Here is a 20,689-nt window from a genome sequence, read left to right as displayed (position 1 = left end):
GCAACCGGCCGATAAGGCGAGTGGAGTGTCACCGAAGGTAACCTTGCGTATCTTTGCGTATGAGAAATCGTGAGCGAATCGAGGCGGTTCGGGATTGCTCGACCCCCTCGATGGCGCTCGGAAAGGCGGGGAGCGCAAGGGTCGGGGCGTTCGATGGGCACGACGTCGGGCGCCGCGCCCATCGGTCAATTATCGGCTTAACGATCAAGTCAATAACGGCAAGGCAGGGAATCACGATGCAGAACCTGAAACGACAGACCCGCCGGCAGGGCGGCTTCACCCTGATCGAACTCATGATCGTCGTCGCGATCATCGGCATCCTTGCCGCCATCGCGATTCCGCAATATCAGAATTACGTGGCGAGATCTGAGGCAGCTTCTGGATTAGCTACTTTGCGTAGCATTCAAACCAGCGCTGAAGAAACAATTTTGCGGGGGGAGCCGTTGAGCCTAAATACAGCAGCAGAAGGTCAAAACGCCGCAGGGCAAGGTACTCTCGGGATTGCAGCTGAGGCTAATGAACTAGGTACTATCAGCTATACCCCGAAGACAGTGGTTAAATCGAGTGACTCAGCGACGCTTGTCTTCACCTACGACGATACTGGCGTGAGTCCTAACCTCCAGGGGAAGAAGATCACCTATACGCGTGATACAGCTGGTAACTGGTCGTGCTCAACTGATATTGATGATGATTTCACTCCCAAGGGGTGCCTGTAATTACAGGCCGGCATCCGCCGGCCTTTTCTTTCTCTTCATTCCTACCATTTCAATACAACGCCTTCTCTTCCCCGACGACTTCCCGCAACACGTCCAGAAACAGCCGGTCCGCTTCCGAATGCTCGGCCGGGTCTTCCGGAATATGCACGCTGGTGGTATCCGAAATCTCGTTGGCGATGGTCGCCCAGGCCTGGGTGTCGTTGCTGCCGTCGGAGTGGCGCTTGGCGATGGCCAGCGAATTCTCGAGAATGCCGGGCTCCTGCAGCAGTTTCTTGATGAAGGCGCGAAGTTCCTGGATGACGCGGGTATTCTGCATTTCCGAGGCGGAACTCATGGGGGCTTTCCTCTAGTGACTGGCTTGTAAATTGGAGCTTTGATGGCGCCACCATAGCATATCTCGCCGTGCGGCCAGAGCGGATCAGAGAGGTGGCCGCGAGTCCTGGGCAAACGGTGGAGCGCATCCACAAGAAATGCAGGCGGGGTCGTGTCTTGCGCGCCGGGATGGCCTATCATCGCACCGGTTTGCTCGGTGTGTAATGGGTTCGCAGCCACGCAGAAAAGCCAGGCTCGTTAACGTCAGGGCGAACGTCAGAACGAACGACAACGCGGTTCAACGCGACAGGGCGAGCCAGGCGGTCCGAGGCCAGTAGACCTCGACGTCGTGGAGCTCGGAAGGGGATCGGGAGGAAATCTTGCAAGACGCCAAGCCAATTTTAAAGATTCTGGCGCTGCTGTTGGTCGTGCTGTCGCTGTTCATGGTGCCACCGGTGATTCTGCTGGGGCTCGAGAACGACCCGGATCTGTGGGCGTTTCTCAAGTCGATGGGGCTGGTGGCGGTCGTATCGATAACGCTGCTGGCATGGACATGGCGCACGCCGGTGGAATTGAAGACCCGGCATATGTTCATCCTGACCACCTCGAGCTGGGCGGTGATCAGTGCCTTCGCCAGCCTGCCGATGGTGCTGGGCGCGCCGCAGCTGTCGTTCACCGATGCGGTATTCGAGTCGGTCTCGGCCATCACCACCACCGGCTCCACCGTGCTTTCGGGCATCGAAAACCTGTCGGATGGCCTCAAGCTATGGCGCGGGCTGATGCAGTGGCTGGGCGGCATCGGGATCATCGTGATGGCGATCGCGATCCTGCCGTTCCTCAAGGTCGGTGGCATGCGCCTGTTCCAGACCGAATCCTCCGATTGGTCGGACAAGGTACTGCCCCGCGCCGGCGGCATCGCCAAGGCGTCGACCCTCATCTATCTCGGGGTGACCCTGGCCGCGATTCTGAGCTATCGGCTGGCCGGCATGGGCACGCTGGACGCCATCGTGCACGCCATGAGCTCGGTCTCCACCGGAGGATTCGCCAACTACGACGCTTCGTTCGGCATCTATCACGATCGACCGCTGATCCTGTGGCTGGGTTGTCTTTTCATGCTCGGCGGCGCGTTGCCATTCGTGCTCTATATTCGGCTATTGCGCGATAGCCGCGGCGCGCTGTGGCAGGACCAGCAGGTGCGCGGCCTTGTGACCCTGTTGACCCTGGTGATCGCAACGTTGACGCTTTACCGGATCCTGGCGTTCTCCGATGCGCCTTTTCCGGCGCTGACGAATGTGGCGTTCAACGTCATTTCGGTCGTGACGACCACCGGTTACGCCAGCGCCGACTACACCCAGTGGGGCCCGCTGGCGGTCACCACCTTCTTTTTCATCACCTTCATCGGCGGTTGCAGCGGCTCGACCAGCGGCGGCATGAAGATCTTCCGCTTCCAGATCGGTGGGCTGCTGCTGGCCAATCAGCTGCGCTATCTGGTGCATCCCAGTGGCATCTTCGCCCAGCGCTACAACGGCCGCCCGCTCAATGACGAGGTGGTGCGCGCCGTCATCGCGTTCTCGTTCTTCTTCTTTCTGGCCGTGGCGGTGTTGTCGCTGGCGCTGGCGGCGCTGGGGCTCGACATGGTCACCGCCGTCTCCGGTGCGGCGACTGCGCTGGCCAACGTTGGCCCGGGGCTGGGCGATACGATCGGGCCCGCCGGCAACTTCGCCTCGCTGCCGGACGCCGCCAAATGGCTGCTCTCCATCGGCATGCTGATGGGTCGCCTCGAGATTCTCACCGTGCTGGTGCTGTTGATGCCGTTCTTCTGGCGCAAGTAACGTTTTCCAGGCCAGGAACGTTGTTCCGGGACAGCTGTTTCAGGGCAGCTGTTTCAGGGAGATAACGCTGTTTCAGGGCAGGTAACGTTTCTCCTGCAATAGCGCTTATCCAGGCAGGTGAACGCGTGGCCATTAAAAAACCGCCATCGCGGGGCGATGGCGGCAGAGATTCGATGGCAGTATGGATTCGATGGTGAGCGGGGTGCGAATTTACGCGTCTCGTCTGTGCGCTTTTCCGGCTCGGTTCAGAATCGGATTGGCGTACTGCAGCAGCCACCAGTGACGCAGCGTATCGGGAACCGTGGCGAGCTGCGCCTGAAAGCGTTCGCGATCTTCCGCGGTCACCCCGGATAGATCGACCAGTTCCGGGGCCAGTCCGGTTTCGGCCAGCGCCAGCTGATGGCTGGGATAGGTCGGATAGTTCGCCAGTACCTGGCGGTCGATCTCGGCGGCGACTTCATCGGCAGTCTCGAAATCGCTGGTGAGCGGCGTGCCGAACCTGAGTTTGACGCGCCCCTTGTCGCCGGTGATGCCGGCGACGATGGAGAAAATGTCTTCGAACTCGACCTTCTGGTAGGCGCCGTCGGTTTCCTTGGCATGCAGCTCGCGGGCCTTGTTGATGGCGCAGGGGTCGTACTCGTAGCTGATCGATACCGGGACGATCTTGAGCTCGTGCACGGCATTGCCGATATCGCTGTCGCCTTCTTCCAGGCGTCGGGCCATGCACAGCATCTTGACGATAGCGCTGTCTGTACGGTCGACGCCGTCCTTGGCCCGGCCCTCGCGCTGCGCCATCCAGACCGAGTGGTTGTCGTCGGTGATCGAGTGGCGGATGTAGCCCGACAGTGACTGATAGGCGGCCAGCATCGCGCGTTTGCCCTTGATCGAGCGCGGCACGATGAAGCTCTTGTTGAGCCGCATCAGATCGGTGACGTACGGCTTCTGCAGCAGGTTGTCGCCGATGGCGATGCGCACGGTGTCATGGCCTGCACGGTAGAGCGCGTAATTGACGAAAGCCGGGTCCATGGCGATATCGCGATGATTGCCGATGAACAGATAGGCCTGATCCGGTGACAGCCGATCCAGCCCCTCGACTTCGAAGCCGCGGGTGGAGCTGTTGATCATGTGCGCCATGTAGTCGGCGATGCGCAGCTGAAGATCGCGCACGGTCTTGACGCCGCGCATCTCACGCTGCAGCCGAAAGCTCGCCAGCGCTCGTGCCAGCGGCGGGGCGAAACGCGCCAGGCGCGGCAGCCGGAAGCGAGTGATCGCGTCAAGCAGTTCGCTGTCATGCGCCAGTCGGGCCAGTACGGCCTCGACCTCTTCGTCATGATAGGGGCGAATGTCGGCGAAGCGATCGAGATCGATCGCCGCCTCGGCGCTGTGCGAATCGCCGGCCGTGGTGTTCTTGTCGGCTGCGGCGCCGTTGTCGGTATCGGTGCGGGTCGTCATGGCGTCGGGGTTGCCGGGTCGGCTTCGCCACCCAGCCATTCGATCAGTTGGGCGACGAAGGTAGCCAGGGTCTGCGACATCAGGGCAAAGTCCGTCTCGAGACTGACGATCGGGTCCTCTCCGCTATCGCTCTGGCTGGCTTCATCCAGTAGCGCGTCATCGAACTGCAGCGATTTGAGCGCCAGGTCGTCGTGCAGCATCACCCGAAGCTGACCTTCGCTGCCCAGGCTGAGCTGGCTCGCCTGACGTCCGTTCTCGAGCAGCGACTGGATCTCTTCGCTGTCGAGATCCACCTGACGCGCGCGCAGCACGCCGTCGTCCTCGGCGGCGCGCAGTTCGACCTGATCGCCGAGCAGCAGGCTGGCAGGGCGGCTGCCGGGATCGCTCAGCCACTGAGTCATGCCGCGCGACGGCGGGGTTTTCGTTGCCAGCGGGGTCACTTTCAGCGAGCCGAGCGTCTGGCGCAGCAGATCCAGCACCTCTTCCGCCCGCTTGCGGCTGGACGCGTTGATGCCGATCAGCCGCGTGCGGGTGTCCCACCACAGTTCGACCCGCTGCGTGCGAGTGAAGGCTTGCGGCAGCAGCTCCTCCATCACCTGTTCCTTGAGCAGCTGACGTTCACGGCGCGACAGCGGTTGGCCCTCGGACAGCTCGCGCGCCTCGCTACGCTCATTGACCTCGTCATTGACCACGGCTGCCGGCAGCAGGCGCTCCTGGCGCAGCATCGACAGCAGCCGGTGGCCCTGAATTTCATGTACGCGTTGTTCGCTGCGACGACCGGCCGGTGCGCTCCAGCCAACCCGGCGTGCTTCACGCGGGGAGACGGGGCGAAACGCAAATTCTGCCAGCGCGGTTTCCAGATCCTCCAGCGAGAGAACCTCGGTGTCATGGCAGCGATACAGATGACAGTGCTTGAACCACATGCGCCCGTTCCGTTTGAAAGGAGGCATATTATGTCGAAACGACCCATCCGTTACCACCAAGGTGACACGTCGAAATTTGCGTGAGTGTTTCAAACGGGCGTATGTTTTTGACTGCGAACCACGAGCTACGACAAAACCCTTGCGCCCAACCAGGAGAGGCTTCCATGGATTCACGCACCACCGTGACCGCTGTCCGCGTTCGCGGCTTCCATCTCGATGGCTACGGCCACGTCAATCATGCCCGGTATCTGGAATTTCTCGAGGAGGGGCGCTGGGCCTACGTCGATGCCCATCCCGAGTTCGCTGACGGGCTGGCAAAAGGCGTGGCGCTGGTCGCGGTCAATCTCAACATCGATTACCGCCGCGCGGCGGTCATGAACGACGATCTCGAGGTCGAGACCTGTCTGACCCGCGTCGGCGGTCGCAGCGGGGTGGTCGGGCATAGAATCACCCACGTCGGCAGCGGCGAACTGGTGGCGGCAGCGACACTGACCTTCGTGCTGCTGGATCAAAAAAGCGCTCAGGTGATCGCGATGGATGGGGAATGGGCACAGCGATTGGGACCGCTGGTGGTCGATACACTCGAAACGAAGTAGAAAACCTGGTCAAAGCGCGTCAACGCCTGCCTTTGAAGGCCCTGAAATGGTATGATCCCGTGATTGTGTGGCTGAGCCACTTGGCCGCCTTGCCAGGGCTTTAATAACGCTGCCACGGCCGGACCTCCGGTCGTGGCAGCGGTGCAAAGGATTTGACGACCCATGGGTGATATCGCCAGAGAAATTCTGCCAGTCAACATCGAGGATGAGCTCAAGCAGTCCTACCTGGACTACGCGATGAGCGTCATCATCGGGCGTGCGCTACCTGACGTCCGCGATGGTTTGAAGCCGGTTCACCGTCGTGTGCTTTACGCGATGCATGAACTCGGCAACGACTGGAACAAGCCATATAAGAAGTCGGCGCGCGTGGTCGGCGATGTCATCGGTAAATATCACCCTCACGGCGATAGCGCGGTCTACGACACCATCGTACGGATGGCGCAGCACTTCTCGATGCGCCACGTGCTGGTCGACGGCCAGGGCAACTTCGGTTCCATCGATGGCGATAACGCCGCGGCGATGCGTTATACCGAAGTGCGCATGACGCGCCTCTCCCATGAGTTGCTCGCCGATCTCGAGAAGGACACCGTCGACTGGGTCGACAACTACGACGGCACCGAGCGGATTCCCGAAGTGCTGCCGACCAAGGTGCCGAACCTGCTGATCAACGGTGCCTCCGGTATCGCGGTGGGCATGGCGACCAACATTCCGCCGCACAACATGGTGGAAGTGATCAACGGCTGTCTGGCGCTGATCGAGGATTACACGCTGACGGTCGATGACCTGATGGAGTACATCCCCGGCCCCGATTTCCCCACTGCGGGGATCATCAACGGCCGTGCCGGCATCATCGAGGCCTATCGCACCGGCCGCGGCCGCATTTACGTGCGCGCCAAGCACACCGTCGAGTTCGACAAGAAGAGCGGCCGTGACCATATCGTCATTACCGAGCTTCCCTACCAGGTCAACAAGGCGCGACTGATCGAGAAGATCGCCGAGCTGGTCAAGGAGCGCCGGGTCGAGGGTATCGCCGAACTGCGTGACGAGTCCGACAAGGACGGGCTGCGCGTGGTGATCGAGATCAAGCGCGGCGAGTCCGGCGACGTCGTCGTCAACAACCTGTTTGCGCACACTCAGCTCGAGAACGTGTTCGGGATCAACATCGTCGCCCTCGACGATGGTCAGCCCAAGACGCTCAATCTCAAGCAGCTGCTGGAAGCCTTCGTGCGTCACCGCCGCGAGGTGGTGACCCGGCGTACGCTGTTCGAACTCAAGAAGGCCCGCGAGCGAGGACATCTTCTCGAGGGCCTGACGGTCGCGATCTCCAACATCGATGAAGTGATCGAGTTGATCAAGGGCTCGCCGAACGCGGCCGAAGCGAAGGAAAAGCTGCTCGCCCGTGACTGGCCGCCGGGGCAGGTGACCGGCATGCTCGAGCGCGCCGGTGCGACTTCCTGCAAGCCGGAAGATCTCGAGGAAGGCTACGGACTGACCGACGACAGCAAGATGTACCGGCTCTCTCCGGCGCAGGCCCAGGCGATTCTGGAATTGCGCCTGCATCGCCTGACGGGTCTCGAGACCGAAAAGCTGCTCGACGAGTACCTCAGCATTCTCGAACGGATCGCCGAACTCAATCTCATCCTGGCATCACCGGATCGGCTGCTGGAGGTCATCCGCGAGGAGCTGGAAGCGATTCGCGATCAGTACGGCAACGAGCGCCGGAGCGAAATCCACACCAGTCGTCTCGACCTGTCGATGGAAGACCTGATCGCCGAGGAGGACATGGTGGTCACGCTCTCCCGGGGCGGCTATGCCAAGACCCAGCCGATCTCCGATTACCAGGCGCAGAAGCGCGGCGGACGTGGCAAGTCGGCCACCAGCATGAAGGACGAGGACGTCATCGAGCATCTGGTGGTGGCTTCGACGCACGACACCATGCTGCTGTTCTCCAGTCGCGGCAAGGTGTACTGGCTCAAGACCTACGAAATGCCCAATGCCAGCCGCGGCTCGCGTGGCAAGCCCCTGGTCAACCTGCTGCCATTGGATGCCGGCGAGTCGATCAGCGCGGTGCTGCCGGTGCGCGAGTATCGCGAGGATAGCTACATTTTCTTCGCCACCGCTGGCGGTACGGTCAAGCGGACGTCGCTGGACCAGTTCTCCCGCCCGCGCAGTGTCGGACTGATCGCCATCGATATCGACGAAGGGGATCGCCTGATCGGTGCCGCGATCACCTCCGGCTCGGATCACGTGATGATGCTCTCTTCCAACGGCAAGGCGATCCGGTTCGAAGAGGGCAACGTGCGGGCGATGGGGCGTACCGCCCGTGGCGTGCGCGGGATGCGCCTGCTCGATGGCGCCGAGGTGATCAGTCTGATCATCCCCCAGAGCCAGACCATCGATGCCGATGCGGACGCTGAAGCCGACGATCAGGTCGATACCGGCAGTGACGGCAGCCATGGCAATGACGAGCAGATCTACATTCTGACGGCATCGGAAAATGGCTACGGCAAGCGCACCCGGCTCGAGGAGTTCCCGATTCGCGGTCGTGGCGGCCAGGGTGTGATCGCGATGCAGACCACCTCCCGCAACGGCTCGCTGGTCGCGGCGATGCAGGTACGCTCGAGCGACGAGATGATGCTGATCACCGACCGCGGCACACTGGTGCGTACTCGTGTTGCCGAAGTCTCGATCAGCTCGCGTAACACCCAGGGTGTCACCCTGATCCGCACCGGCGAAGACGAGCACCTGGTCAAGACCGTGCGCGTCGACGAGCCGCAGGAAGAAGAGTGGGTCGAGGGTGACGCGGTGGACGGCGAGATCGTCGAAGGCGATCAGGCGGATGTCGAGGGCGAACCGTCGCCAACGGGCGAAGACTCAGTCGATAGTGAGGGTTCGGCCGATAGCGATGATTCGGCCGACAGCGACGACGAGCCGCGCAACGAGTGAGATGGGGAGGGCGCCCCGGTGGCTCCGGGGTGCCTGGATTGTCGCGCTGTTCAGCCGTTGACGAGTTTCGGACACAATCTAGGGATCCAGGCAATGACACGTCTGCACAACTTCTGTGCTGGTCCGGCGGCAATGCCGACCGCCGTTTTGGAACGCGCTCGCGAGGAGTTGCTCGACTATCGCGGGCAGGGGGCGTCGGTGATGGAGATGAGTCATCGCAGTCCGACGTTCGAGGCGATCGCCGCTCAGGCAGAGCAGGATCTCCGCGATCTGCTGGCGATTCCCGACAACTACCGCGTGCTGTTCATGCAGGGCGGCGCCACCATGCAGTTCGCCTGCGTGCCGCTCAATCTGCTAGGCCAGGGTGGTACTCCCAACTATCTGGATACCGGCATCTGGTCGGCCAAGGCGATCAAGGAGGCGGAGCATCTGGCCGGTGCCCATGTCGCGGGCTCGACGCGGGGCAATGGTTATATTCACGTGCCGCGTCAGGACGAGATATCGCTGTCGGGAGACGCCGCCTACCTGCATTACTGTCATAACGAGACCATCGGGGGGCTTGCCTTCGACTATGTTCCCGCTACCGGTGGGGCGGATGTCGAGGTGCCGCTGGTCTGCGACATGTCGTCGTCGATCCTGTCGGCGCCGCTGGATGTGAGCCGATATGGCGTCATCTACGCTGGCGCCCAGAAGAATATCGGCCCTGCCGGCATCACCGTGGTCATCGTTCGCGACGACCTGCTCGAGCGTGCTCTGCCGCAGACGCCGTCGCTGTTGGGCTGGAAGGTCTACGCCGACAACGATTCGATGATCAATACGCCGCCGACTTACGCCTGGTATCTGGCCGGTCTGGTGTTTCAGTGGCTCAAGCACGATATCGGTGGTCTGGTCGAGATGGAGACGATCAACCGACGCAAGTGCGAGGCGCTCTACACGGCGATCGACACCAGCGATTTCTATGCCAACCCGATCGATCCGGTCAACCGCTCGATCATGAACGTGCCATTCACGCTGGCGGATGAATCGCTGAACTCGGTGTTTCTGAGCGAGGCCGAGGCGGAAGGGCTGCTGAATCTCAAGGGGCACCGCAGCGTCGGCGGGATGCGCGCGAGTCTCTACAACGCGGTCAGCGAAGCCGACGTTCAGGCGCTGATCACCTTCATGCAGGATTTCGAGCGCCGCCGCGGTTGAGCGGGGCGTCACCCACCTCCTTCAGGATACGGTCATGAGTGACTCCTCGAATGCGCCGCTGGATCTCGCTGCCCTGCGGCAACGCATCGACACCATCGACAGCGAACTGATGCGGCTGATCAGCGAACGCGCCGATTGCGCCCAGCAGGTTGCCCACGTCAAGACGGCCGACGATCCGGATGCCGTGTTCTATCGCCCGGAGCGAGAGGCGCAGGTGCTGCGCCGGGTGATGGAGAATAACCCCGGGCCGCTGCATGGCGAAGAAATGGCGCGGTTGTTCCGCGAGATCATGTCGGCCTGCCTGGCGCTGGAAAAACCGATCAAGGTTGCCTATCTGGGGCCGGAGGGCACCTTTACCCAGCAGGCGGCACTCAAGCATTTCGGGCATAGCGCGATCAGCCTGCCGATGGCCGCCATCGACGAGGTCTTCCGCGAGGTCGAGGCGGGAGCGGTCAATTACGGGGTGGTGCCGGTCGAGAACTCCACCGAGGGCGTGGTCAACAACACCCTGGACTCGTTCATGGATTCCGGGCTGCACATCAGTGGAGAAGTGGTGCTGCGCATTCACCATCATCTGCTGATGTCGAGCGTCACCCGTCAGGACAAGATCTCTCGCATCTACTCGCATCCGCAATCCTTCGCCCAGTGCCGCAAGTGGCTGGACGCGCATTATCCGCACGCCGAGCGTGTCGCGGTATCGTCGAACGCCGAAGCGGCGCGGCTGGTCAAGACCGAATGGCACAGCGCGGCGATCGCGGGTGACATGGCGGCCCAGCTCTACGGTCTCGACCACGTCGCCGAGAAGATCGAGGATCGGCCGGACAACTCCACGCGCTTCTTGATCATCGGCAACGAGCTGGTGCCGCCCTCCGGCACCGACAAGACCTCGGTGGTGGTCGCCATGCGCAACGAGCCCGGCGTGCTGCACGATCTGCTCGAGCCGTTCCACCGCCATCGCGTCGACATGACGCGGCTGGAGACTCGGCCTTCTCGAACCGGGGCCTGGAATTACGTGTTCTTCATCGACTTCAAGGGGCATATCGACCAGCCCGATATCGCCAGCGTGCTGGCCGAAGTCCGTGGTCGCGCGCAGGACATGAAAGTGCTCGGTTCCTATCCGGTGGGTGTGCTCTAGGATGCGGGCAGGCGATGTATCCGGTACCGATCCGACGCTGCTGATCGTGGGGCTGGGCATGATCGGCGGCTCGCTGGCCGCCGCGCTCAAGGCCAACGGTTACGCAGGGCGCATTCTGGCGTGTGACCGCGATGGCGGCGAGATCGCCATCGGCCTCGGGACGGGGGTGATCGACGAGGGCGGTGGCGATCTCGCACCGCTGGTCGCCAAGAGCGATATCATCGTGCTGGCGGTACCGGTACTGGCGATGCGTCAGGTCTTCGCCCAGCTGGTGCCGCTGGTCGGTGATCGTGTCATGACCGATGTCGGGAGTACCAAGCGTTGCGTCTGCGAGGCCGCGCGGGAAGCCTTTGGTCATCTACCGACCCACTTCGTCCCCGGGCATCCAATCGCCGGTTCCGAAAAGAGCGGTGTGGCCGCCGCCAATCCGGCGCTCTACCGTCATCACAAGGTCATTCTGACCCCGGAAGCTGACACGGCCTCGGACGCCGTCGCGGCGGTGCGCTCGCTGTGGCAGCGCTGCGGCGCCGAAGTGCTCGAGATGCCGGTGGACCGGCATGATCAGGTGCTGGCGCGGACCAGTCATCTGCCGCACCTGCTGGCATTTTCGCTGGTCGACACGCTGGCCCGCCAGGACGAGCGGCTGGAGATCTTTCGCTACGCCGCCGGCGGGTTTCGCGACTTCACCCGGATTGCTGGCAGCGATCCGGTCATGTGGCGCGATATCTTCACCGCCAATCGCGGCGCGTTGCTGGCGGCGCTGGATGACTTCGAAGCCGGCCTGGCCCGGCTGCGGACGGCAGTGGAGCAGGGCGATAGCGACGCCATGCTGGGCACGTTCGACCGTGCCAGCCACGCCAGACACTATTTTGAAACGCTGTTGAATCAGACGAGTTATCAGACCATGGAAGCACGACAGGTTCAGTATCGGGTATCGCCCGGCGGTTCGGTCAGCGGCCGAATTCGCGTCCCCGGCGACAAGTCCAATTCTCATCGCTCGATCATGCTCGGTGCGCTTGCCAACGGTGTGACCGAGGTCAAGGGCTTTCTCGAGGGCGAGGATAGTCTGGCGACGCTGCAGGCCTTTCGCGATATGGGTGTCGTCATCGAGGGTCCGCATCAGGGCCGAGTGACGGTGCATGGAGTGGGCCTGCATGGTCTGAAAAAGCCGGCGGGGCCGATCTACGTCGGCAATTCCGGCACTGCCATGCGCCTGTTTGCCGGTCTGCTGGCCGGGCAGGCTTTTGATACCGAACTGACCGGCGATGCCTCGCTGACCAAGCGTCCGATGGCGCGGGTGGCCGATCCGCTGCGTCTGATGGGGGCGAAGATCGATACCGCCGAAGGCGGACGTCCGCCGCTGAAGATTCATGGCGGCCAGCCGCTGAAAGGCCTCGACTACGACATGCCGATGGCGAGCGCCCAGGTCAAGTCGTGCCTGTTGCTGGCGGGGCTCTACGCCGAGGGCGAAACCCGCGTCCGCGAGCCGGCCCCCACCCGGGACCATACCGAGCGCATGCTCAACGGTTTCGGTTACCCGGTCGAGCGCGATGGCGACCTGGCGATATTGCAGGGTGGCGGCGAGCTCACCAGCGCGCCCATCGACGTGCCGTCGGATATTTCCTCTGCCACCTTCTTTCTGGTCGCCGCGGCCATCACGCCGGGCTCGGATCTGGTGCTCGAACATGTCGGCGTCAATCCGACGCGTATCGGCGTGATCAACATCCTCAAGGCGATGGGTGCCGATCTGCGGCTCGAGAATCCGCGTGAAGTCGGCGGCGAGCCGGTCGCCGATCTGCACATCCGTTATGCACCGCTCAAGGGCATCGACATTCCCGTCGACCAGGTACCGCTGGCGATCGACGAGTTCCCGGCGCTCTTCGTCGCCGCGGCCAACGCCGAGGGCACTACCCGCCTGCGCGGTGCCGAGGAGCTTCGCGTCAAGGAGTCCGATCGGATCCAGGCGATGGCCGACGGTCTCACCATTCTGGGCATCGACACCACTGTCCACGACGACGGCATCGATGTCGTCGGGAAGGACGGCGAACGGCCCAACTACTTGGGTGGCAAGGTCGATAGCCTGGGCGATCACCGCATCGCGATGGCCTTCACCATTGCCGCCTTGCGAGCCAGTGAGCCGGTGGTGATCGACGATTGTGCCAACGTCGCCACATCCTTCCCGGGCTTCGTCACGCTGGCGAACAAGGTGGGGCTCGAGCTGACGGAGACTTCGACATGACCCACGCAGCGCCTATTCTCACCATCGACGGGCCGGGCGGTGCCGGTAAAGGCACCATCAGCCGGATGATTGCCGAGCGCATGGGCTGGCACCTGCTGGACTCCGGCGCCCTCTACCGGCTCACGGCGTTGTCGGCGCTGCGCAATGGCGTGGCGGTCGATGACGTACAGGCGCTCTCCGACCAGGCCCACGGGCTGGACGTGGTGTTCGCGGTCGAGAACGGTAAGATGCAGATCCTGCTGGAGGGCGATGACGTGACGACCGAAATTCGCAGCGAGCGGGTTGGCGGTGCGGCCTCCCAGGTGGCGGCGCTGCCGCCGGTGCGGGATGCCTTGCTTCAGCGCCAGCGCGACTTCCGTCAGGCGCCCGGGCTGGTGGCAGACGGTCGCGACATGGGGACGGTGGTGTTCCCGGACGCATCGCTCAAGATCTACCTGACGGCCTCGGCCGAGGAACGCGCCAGACGCCGCCAGCTACAATTGCAGCAGGCGGGTGAAGATGCTAGACTCTCGACCCTTTTAGAAGAAATCCAAGCGCGCGACGCGCGTGATATGCAGCGCTCCGTGGCTCCGCTCAAGCCCGCTGAAGATGCGGTGGAGCTGGACACGACGCAGCTGGATATACCGGAAGTCGTGGAGCGTATCGAGACGCTGATCGCCGAACGGAACCTGGTATAGAGCCTTCGTGGCTCGATTCGGGGTTCCACGGCATGAGCCGACGACGCACTTCCGCTACCGGGGCCCCTGGCAAGATGTCATGACGTGCAATGATCCGACTGACAAGTCGTTGCAGGTCGAACCAGCGCCAACATCCCCAGGGATATGTCGATAAGGCCCGTGCTTGCTGGTGGTACGGAGGAAGACGGTACAACCCTCATTGGTACAACCGTCATTAACGTTGATCACGTAGGAATCACATGAGCGAAAGCTTTGCTGAGTTGTTTGAACAGTCTCTCCAGGACATCAACATGGAACCCGGTGCCATCGTCATGGCAACCGTGGTTGACATCGAAGGCGACTGGATCACCGTCAACGCGGGTCTGAAGTCCGAAGGTCAGATCCCCGTCGCGCAGTTCCGCGACGACAATGGTGAAATGACCATTGCGATCGGTGATGAAGTCAAGGTCGCACTGGAAGCCGTGGAAGATGGCTTCGGTGAGACTCGCCTGTCACGCGAGAAGGCCAAGCGCGCCGAGGCGTGGAAAGAGCTGGAAGCGGCCTTCGAGAAGGACGAGATCGTCAAGGGCGTGATCAACGGTAAGGTCAAGGGCGGTTTCACCGTCGACGTGGCTTCCATCCGTGCCTTCCTGCCGGGTTCGCTGGTAGACGTGCGTCCGGTTCGCGACACTGCGCACCTGGAACACAAAGAGCTGGACTTCAAGGTCATCAAGCTCGATCCGAAGCGCAACAACGTTGTCGTTTCCCGTCGTGCCGTTCTCGAAGCCGAGAACAGTGCCGAGCGTGAAGCGCTGCTTGCTACCCTTCAGGAAGGCCAGCAGATCAACGGTATCGTCAAGAACCTCACCGACTACGGCGCTTTCGTCGACCTCGGTGGTGTCGATGGCCTGCTGCACATCACCGACATGGCTTGGAAGCGTATCAAGCATCCGAGCGAAATCGTTGCCGTTGGCGACGAGATCAATGTCAAGGTGCTCAAGTTCGATCGCGAACGTAATCGCGTTTCGCTGGGCCTGAAGCAGCTGGGCGAAGATCCGTGGGTCAACATCGTCGACCGTTATCCGGAAGGCATGAAGGTCAACGCCCGCGTGACCAACCTGACCGACTACGGCTGCTTTGCCGAGCTGGAAGAGGGTGTCGAAGGCCTGGTCCACGTTTCCGAAATGGACTGGACCAACAAGAACATCCATCCGTCCAAGGTCGTTCAGGTCGGTGACGAAGTCGAAGTCATGGTTCTCGACATCGACGAAGAGCGCCGTCGTATTTCCCTGGGCATCAAGCAGTGCACCACCAACCCGTGGGAAGACTTCAGCGGCCGTTACAACAAGGGCGACCGCGTTGCCGGTACCATCAAGTCGATCACCGACTTCGGTATCTTCATCGGTCTGGAAGGCGGTATCGACGGTCTGGTTCACCTTTCCGACATCTCCTGGAGCGAAACTGGCGAAGAAGCGGTCCGTCAGTTCAAGAAAGGCGATGAAGCGGAAGCGGTCATCCTGTCTATCGATCCCGAGCGTGAGCGCATCTCGTTGGGCATCAAGCAGCTCGAGTCCGATCCGGTCTCCGAGTACCTGGCTGTCAATGACAAGGGTGCCGTCGTTACCGGTCGTATCGTCGAAGTCGATGCCAAGGAAGCCCACGTCGAGCTGGCGACTGACGTCGTTGCCGTGCTCAAGGCTTCCGAGATCAGCGCTGACCGTGTCGAAGACGCGCGCAACGTGCTTAACGAAGGCGACAGCGTCGAAGCCCGGATCGTCAACGTCGATCGCAAGAGCCGTGTCATCAACCTTTCCATCAAGGCGAAGGATCAGGTTGAGCCGCGTCGCGGCACCACAGGCGGCGGCAAGCGCGATCAGGATGCCGAGCCGAACGGTCCGACCACCATCGGTGATCTGATCAAGCAACAGATGGGTCAGGACTGATTCGCTGAATGAGTTCTCCCACAGAAAACAGCGCCTCCGGGCGCTGTTTTTTTATGGGCGGTATTCACCAATCCGGCTTAAAGATCAAATTCATCGGGTCTCGGGATCGACGCTGACCTCAAACTGACCCGCTGCCGACCCTCTAGACTTCAGCAGACTTCAATGCCCAAACCAGTGGCGGAACCCCCGGGCAGAGGAAGATGTCCGGTTCGATTGTGCTGAAGCGGTGGCGAGAGACCGGACGGCCTGTCCGAGCGGTGCGCTGATGGCCTCGAGATGATGCCGGCAAAGATGTCGATCGAGCGCGCCCGGGCATTGAGCCATCAACAACCCGCAATGATAAGTTGCCTGATCCAGCGATGAATGGACCTCCCGAAAGGGGGAGGCATTCTGACGGCAACGTTTGAGTTCATCCAGCAGCATTTCGAGCGTCCGCGCATCGAGCCAGCAGCGGCTGGTCTGCTCGGTATTGGCCAGAACCGAATGGGTAATGGCCTGGAAGGAGACCTGTAGAAAGACGCAGGTGTAGTAGAGCTGAGAGCGTTCGGAGGACATCGCTTTCATCGCCTTCTGGATGATATCGATTCCCATTCTCTATTCCGATGGCTTCGCTGTCAAAGACCTTTGGCGACGATCATTCGGATCGGTTGCTCCCCTCCAGAGCGTTGAGCACGCCGCGAAGAATCGACAGCTCCTTGCGGCTGGGTTCGGCGCGGGTGAACAGAGCGCGCAAGTGGGCTTCGGTCCTGGCATGGGGCTGCGTCAGAAACCCGGCACTGTCCAGCGCACGATGCAGATGATCGTAGAAGTACTCCAGCTGTTCGACCGTCGGATAGGGGCCGTTGGCTCGGGGCGCCTGGGCCAGCCCGCCCTCGGCTCGGGACTGCCGGAACGCTTCGTACGCGACGATCTGCACGGCCTGGGAAAGATTGAGTACGCCATAGTCCGGATTGGCGGGAATGTTCAGCTGATGGGTGCAGTGCCCGATCTCGTCATTGGTCAATCCATAGCGCTCCCTGCCGAAGACGATGGCGACCGGGCCTTCCGGCAAGCGCTGCCAGAGCTCGGCGGCCATCCGATCCGGGGCATGGTAGCAGGGCAGCGGCAGACTGCGCAGACGGGCGCTGGCGCCGATCACCTGGACACAGTCGCCAATGGCCTCGGACAATGAATCCACGACACGACAGTGTTCCACGAGATCGGTGGCGCCAGCGGCAAGGCGAGTGGCTTCCTCGTCCGGGAACTGACGCGGTGCCACCAGCACCAGATCGCTCAGGCCCATGGTCTTCATGGCGCGCGCGCTGGCACCGATGTTACCCGGGTGGAACGTCTGAACGAGAACGATGCGAATGCGATCGAGCATGCGCGATAAGCTCCTGCAAGAAAAAAGGTCATGGCGATATCGTCGGCACGGCTCCCGTGCGACAGCACGATTCGAAAACAAAAAAAGCCCCGCCAATGGCGGGGCTTTCCATGATACCTGAATCTTTCGACAGTCCGAAAAACCAGGGGATGGCAGGGTGATGATTACATCATGCCGCCCATGCCACCCATACCGCCCATGTCAGGCGCGCCGCCACCTGCCGGTGCGTCGTCCGGATCTTCGGCGACCATGGCTTCGGTGGTGATCATCAGGCCGGCGACGGAAGCTGCGGACTGCAGAGCCGTACGAGTCACCTTGGCCGGGTCGAGAACACCCATTTCGAACAGATCGCCGTATTCGCCGGTCTGCGCGTTGTAACCGAAGTTGCCTTCACCGTCCTTGACGCGATTGACGATGACGGAAGCTTCTTCGCCAGCGTTGGTCACGATCTGACGCAGCGGTGACTCCATGGCGCGAAGCGCAATGGCGATACCGTGAGTCTGGTCTTCGTTGTCACCGGTCAGGCCCTGAATCAGGGTCAGGACGCGAACCATGGCAGTACCGCCGCCAGGTACGACGCCTTCTTCGACGGCGGCGCGAGTCGAATGCAGCGCGTCTTCGACACGAGCCTTCTTCTCTTTCATCTCGAACTCGGTAGCCGCACCGACACGGATGACGGCAACGCCGCCGGCCAGCTTGGCGACACGCTCCTGGAGCTTCTCGCGATCGTAATCGGAAGAGGTCTCTTCGATCTGGGCGCGGATCTGTGCAACGCGCGCTTCGATGTCGGACTCGACGCCAGCACCATCGATGATGGTGGTGTTTTCCTTGGACATGGTAATGCGCTTGGCGCTGCCCAGGTGATCGAGGTTGGCCTGCTCGAGGCTCAGACCGACTTCTTCGGAGATCACGGTGCCGCCGGTCAGGATAGCGATATCCTGCAGCATGGCCTTGCGACGGTCGCCGAAGCCGGGCGCCTTGGCTGCCGCGACCTTGACGATGCCGCGCATGTTGTTGACGACCAGGGTCGCCAGCGCTTCGCCTTCGATGTCTTCAGCGATGATCGCCAGCGGCTTGCCCGCTTTCGCGACAGCTTCGAGAACCGGCAACAGTTCGCGAATGTTGGAGACTTTCTTGTCGACCAGCAGCATGTACGGATCTTCGAGCTCGACCGCCATGGTGTCCTGGTTGGTCACGAAGTAGGGCGACAGGTAACCGCGATCGAACTGCATGCCTTCGACCACTTCCAGCTCGTCTTCGAAGCCGCGGCCTTCATCGACAGTGATGACGCCTTCCTTGCCAACCTTTTCCATCGCCTCGGCAATGATCTCGCCAATGCGCGCGTCGCCATTCGCGGAAATCGTGCCGACCTGGGCGATGGCCTTGGAGTCGGTGCACGGAACAGACAGCGCCTGGATGTGCTTGACAGCCTCGATGACGGCCTTGTCGATGCCGCGCTTGAGGTCCATCGGGTTCATGCCCGCAGCGACGCCCTTGAGGCCTTCGTTGACGATGGACTGTGCCAGAACGGTAGCGGTGGTCGTGCCGTCACCGGCGGCATCGGAAGTCTTGGAAGCGACTTCCTTGACCATCTGTGCGCCCATGTTCTCGAACCGGTCTTTCAGTTCGATTTCCTTGGCAACGGAGACGCCATCTTTGGTGACGGTCGGTGAACCGAAGGATTTTTCCAGGACGACGTTGCGGCCTTTCGGGCCGAGGGTCGCTTTGACCGCGTCGGCGAGAACATTGACGCCGCGCGCCATGCGCTTGCGAGCATCATCGGAGAACTTGACTTGTTTAGCTGCCATTGTTCGATCTTCCTAATGTAATGCGTGAAATCGTGATGAATCGTCGAGCGTCGAGCCAATCAGCCTTCGACGACGGCCAGAATGTCGCTTTCGCTCATGATCAGGACCTCTTCACCGTCGACTTTCTGTTTCTCGACGCCGAAGCCTTCCTTGAAAATCACGGTGTCGCCGACTTTGACGTCCAGCGCGCGCACTTCGCCGCTTTCGAGGATGCGGCCATTGCCCACGGCCAGCACTTCACCACGGGTCGGCTTTTCCTGGGCGCTGCCCGGAAGCACGATGCCGCCGGCAGTTTTCTGCTCTTCTTCTTTGCGACGTACGATGACACGATCGTGCAAGGGACGGATTTTCATTGCTCACGTTCTCCTGATGGTTGCATGTTGCAAATGCACATACCCATATGAGCGAGGCTCAAGGGGCGAAGGCTTAGCCTTCCGGTTAATCGGCCTGATGGCCTAAAGCTATCGCTGCTGCCTTGATTGGGTCTGGATAGCCGGTTTCAAGGGGCAGGCTGAAAATTTTCTCGTTCGGCCGGGGCTTCATCCCGCGCGATCACCTGTCTTTTCCCAGATATTCGCCTTCCACGGGTTTGGCGCCATCGTGAGTTCGTTCCCCTGTGGTCGATTGGCCGGCGTCTTGCTGGTGGAGGTTCCAGTCATCGGAAGCCTCCCTGCCTCTCCGCTGGCCCATGGCGTCAGCGCTGCGAGCGGTGCGCCCCGACCACCGACGCAGTAGTCGGCTGCTGCCGGGGATCAGGCATAGTAGACCCACGATATCCGAAAGAAAACCGGGTGCTATCAACAGGATGCCGGCGAACAGAAACGAGGCGCCCGCCAGCAGCTCGTCGGAGGGGATTTGGCCAGCGGCCATGCGCTCACGGGCTCGCTGCAGCGTGATCAGGCTTTCTCGTCGAATCAGATGAATCCCGAAAGCGGCGCTGACAACGATCCAGATCAGGCTCGCCAGCAGGCCGATCTTGGCGCCAATGGTGAACAGTAAAGCGAAGTCCGCGATCGCGAAGATCGTCAGCAGGAATAGCAGGGGCATGATGTCTCCGTCGTTGACGCTGCCTAGCTAGCCAAGATGGAGGCGATCGGGAGGAATACAAGCGTCGACGCGCCGGGACCATTGCTGGCCCCGGCGCTGGGCGTTACAGCGTTGCTTTCTCGGACAGGTTGCTGACAGTGGTTTCACCGATGCCGTCGACGCGAGTGAGGTCTTCCAGGCTGGCGTAGTCACCATTGGCTTCACGGTCATCGACAATGGCTTGCGCCTTGACCGCACCGATACCGGGAAGTGTGGCCAATGTCTCGACCGAAGCTTCGTTGATGTTGACCGGAGCGTCCTGAGCGAATACGGGAAGTGCGGTGAAGCTGAACAGGGAGAACAGTGCGGCATGGATCAGAGTCTTCATGGTGATCTCTCTTTTGATGTCGGTGAGTGAAGGCCGGTGTCGTTTCACACCGCCCGTCATTACCTTGTATCGACGCTGCGCCACGATTTTTTATCGGAAAAAAACGATCATTCCTGTCAGTCAATTTCTACTCAATCTGGCTAAAGTAGCTGGCGTGGATATG

The 20,689-nt window shown here is 61.5% G+C and carries 18 protein-coding genes and 1 pseudogene; 10 read left to right on the top strand and 9 right to left on the bottom strand.

Features of this window, described 5'->3' with window-relative positions; genetic code table 11:
• Positions 1-236 precede the first annotated feature (236 nt).
• Positions 237-396 (top strand): annotated as a pseudogene (locus BTW07_RS20330) (prepilin-type N-terminal cleavage/methylation domain-containing protein); the annotation flags it as partial.
• Positions 393-716 (top strand): pilin, encoded by a 324-nt coding sequence (locus tag BTW07_RS12755; RefSeq protein WP_425272035.1) that lies wholly within the window; start codon positions 393-395, stop codon positions 714-716. The pseudogene BTW07_RS20330 and the gene BTW07_RS12755, both read left to right, overlap by 4 nt.
• Before the next feature lie 49 nt (positions 717-765).
• On the opposite strand, the gene BTW07_RS12750 is transcribed toward BTW07_RS12755, so the two are convergent.
• On the bottom strand, positions 766-1,050 hold the full coding sequence (locus tag BTW07_RS12750; protein WP_075570555.1) for a hypothetical protein: 285 nt from the start codon (positions 1,048-1,050) through the stop codon (positions 766-768).
• A 358-nt stretch (positions 1,051-1,408) separates the two neighbouring features.
• On the opposite strand from BTW07_RS12750, the gene BTW07_RS12745 reads away from it, so the two are divergent.
• Positions 1,409-2,860 carry a TrkH family potassium uptake protein gene (locus BTW07_RS12745; RefSeq protein ID WP_244158364.1) on the top strand — a complete coding sequence of 484 codons (1,452 nt, stop codon included), beginning with the start codon at positions 1,409-1,411 and terminating at the stop codon, positions 2,858-2,860.
• 210 nt (positions 2,861-3,070) lie between these two features.
• Here BTW07_RS12745 and BTW07_RS12740 read toward each other — a convergent pair whose 3' ends face one another.
• Both BTW07_RS12740 and BTW07_RS12735 read right to left on the bottom strand, forming a co-directional pair.
• Positions 3,071-4,312 (bottom strand): 1-acyl-sn-glycerol-3-phosphate acyltransferase, encoded by a 1,242-nt coding sequence (locus BTW07_RS12740; protein WP_083941839.1) that lies wholly within the window; start codon positions 4,310-4,312, stop codon positions 3,071-3,073.
• Positions 4,309-5,235 (bottom strand): recombination-associated protein RdgC, encoded by a 927-nt coding sequence (locus BTW07_RS12735; protein WP_075570553.1) that lies wholly within the window; start codon positions 5,233-5,235, stop codon positions 4,309-4,311. Before BTW07_RS12735 ends, BTW07_RS12740 begins: the two co-directional genes overlap by 4 nt.
• A gap of 164 nt (positions 5,236-5,399) precedes the next feature.
• On the opposite strand from BTW07_RS12735, the gene BTW07_RS12730 reads away from it, so the two are divergent.
• The 7 genes from BTW07_RS12730 to rpsA all read left to right on the top strand — a co-directional run bounded on the left by BTW07_RS12730 (position 5,400) and on the right by rpsA (position 15,941).
• Positions 5,400-5,831 carry an acyl-CoA thioesterase gene (locus BTW07_RS12730; protein ID WP_075570552.1) on the top strand — a complete coding sequence of 144 codons (432 nt, stop codon included), beginning with the start codon at positions 5,400-5,402 and terminating at the stop codon, positions 5,829-5,831.
• A gap of 162 nt (positions 5,832-5,993) precedes the next feature.
• Positions 5,994-8,777: a DNA gyrase subunit A gene (gene gyrA, locus BTW07_RS12725; protein WP_075570551.1), complete on the top strand. Its 2,784-nt coding sequence runs from the start codon at positions 5,994-5,996 to the stop codon at positions 8,775-8,777.
• 93 nt (positions 8,778-8,870) lie between these two features.
• On the top strand, positions 8,871-9,968 hold the full coding sequence (serC, locus tag BTW07_RS12720) for a 3-phosphoserine/phosphohydroxythreonine transaminase (protein ID WP_075570550.1): 1,098 nt from the start codon (positions 8,871-8,873) through the stop codon (positions 9,966-9,968).
• A 34-nt stretch (positions 9,969-10,002) separates the two neighbouring features.
• Positions 10,003-11,103 carry a prephenate dehydratase gene (gene pheA, locus BTW07_RS12715; RefSeq protein ID WP_075570549.1) on the top strand — a complete coding sequence of 367 codons (1,101 nt, stop codon included), beginning with the start codon at positions 10,003-10,005 and terminating at the stop codon, positions 11,101-11,103.
• 1 nt (position 11,104) lies between these two features.
• Complete coding sequence (locus BTW07_RS12710) at positions 11,105-13,342, top strand: bifunctional prephenate dehydrogenase/3-phosphoshikimate 1-carboxyvinyltransferase (protein ID WP_075570548.1); 2,238 nt, start codon at positions 11,105-11,107, stop codon at positions 13,340-13,342.
• Entirely contained in the window at positions 13,339-14,019 is a 681-nt protein-coding gene (gene cmk / locus BTW07_RS12705; RefSeq protein ID WP_075570547.1) for a (d)CMP kinase, read from the top strand. Before BTW07_RS12710 ends, cmk begins: the two co-directional genes overlap by 4 nt.
• Positions 14,020-14,258: 239 nt before the next feature.
• Complete coding sequence (gene rpsA, locus BTW07_RS12700) at positions 14,259-15,941, top strand: 30S ribosomal protein S1 (RefSeq protein WP_075570546.1); 1,683 nt, start codon at positions 14,259-14,261, stop codon at positions 15,939-15,941.
• A gap of 159 nt (positions 15,942-16,100) precedes the next feature.
• Here rpsA and BTW07_RS12695 read toward each other — a convergent pair whose 3' ends face one another.
• From BTW07_RS12695 to BTW07_RS12670, 6 genes are all read right to left on the bottom strand, one after another.
• Complete coding sequence (locus BTW07_RS12695; RefSeq protein ID WP_232823872.1) at positions 16,101-16,532, bottom strand: hypothetical protein; 432 nt, start codon at positions 16,530-16,532, stop codon at positions 16,101-16,103.
• Between the two features lie 43 nt (positions 16,533-16,575).
• Positions 16,576-17,304: an RNA methyltransferase gene (locus tag BTW07_RS12690; protein ID WP_075570545.1), complete on the bottom strand. Its 729-nt coding sequence runs from the start codon at positions 17,302-17,304 to the stop codon at positions 16,576-16,578.
• 164 nt (positions 17,305-17,468) lie between these two features.
• Entirely contained in the window at positions 17,469-19,112 is a 1,644-nt protein-coding gene (groL, locus tag BTW07_RS12685) for a chaperonin GroEL (RefSeq protein ID WP_075570544.1), read from the bottom strand.
• Between the two features lie 59 nt (positions 19,113-19,171).
• On the bottom strand, positions 19,172-19,465 hold the full coding sequence (locus BTW07_RS12680; RefSeq protein ID WP_071232843.1) for a co-chaperone GroES: 294 nt from the start codon (positions 19,463-19,465) through the stop codon (positions 19,172-19,174).
• Between the two features lie 199 nt (positions 19,466-19,664).
• Positions 19,665-20,159: an FxsA family protein gene (locus BTW07_RS12675; RefSeq protein ID WP_075570543.1), complete on the bottom strand. Its 495-nt coding sequence runs from the start codon at positions 20,157-20,159 to the stop codon at positions 19,665-19,667.
• Positions 20,160-20,262: 103 nt separating this feature from the next.
• Entirely contained in the window at positions 20,263-20,526 is a 264-nt protein-coding gene (locus BTW07_RS12670; RefSeq protein WP_075570542.1) for a ComEA family DNA-binding protein, read from the bottom strand.
• Between the last annotated feature and the right edge of the window lie 163 nt (positions 20,527-20,689).

The organism is Salinicola socius, from assembly GCF_001937195.1.
GTDB classification, from domain to species: domain Bacteria; phylum Pseudomonadota; class Gammaproteobacteria; order Pseudomonadales; family Halomonadaceae; genus Salinicola; species Salinicola socius.
Note: the sequence above shows the minus strand (reverse complement) of the source record. Positions and strands in the feature narration are given on the sequence as shown.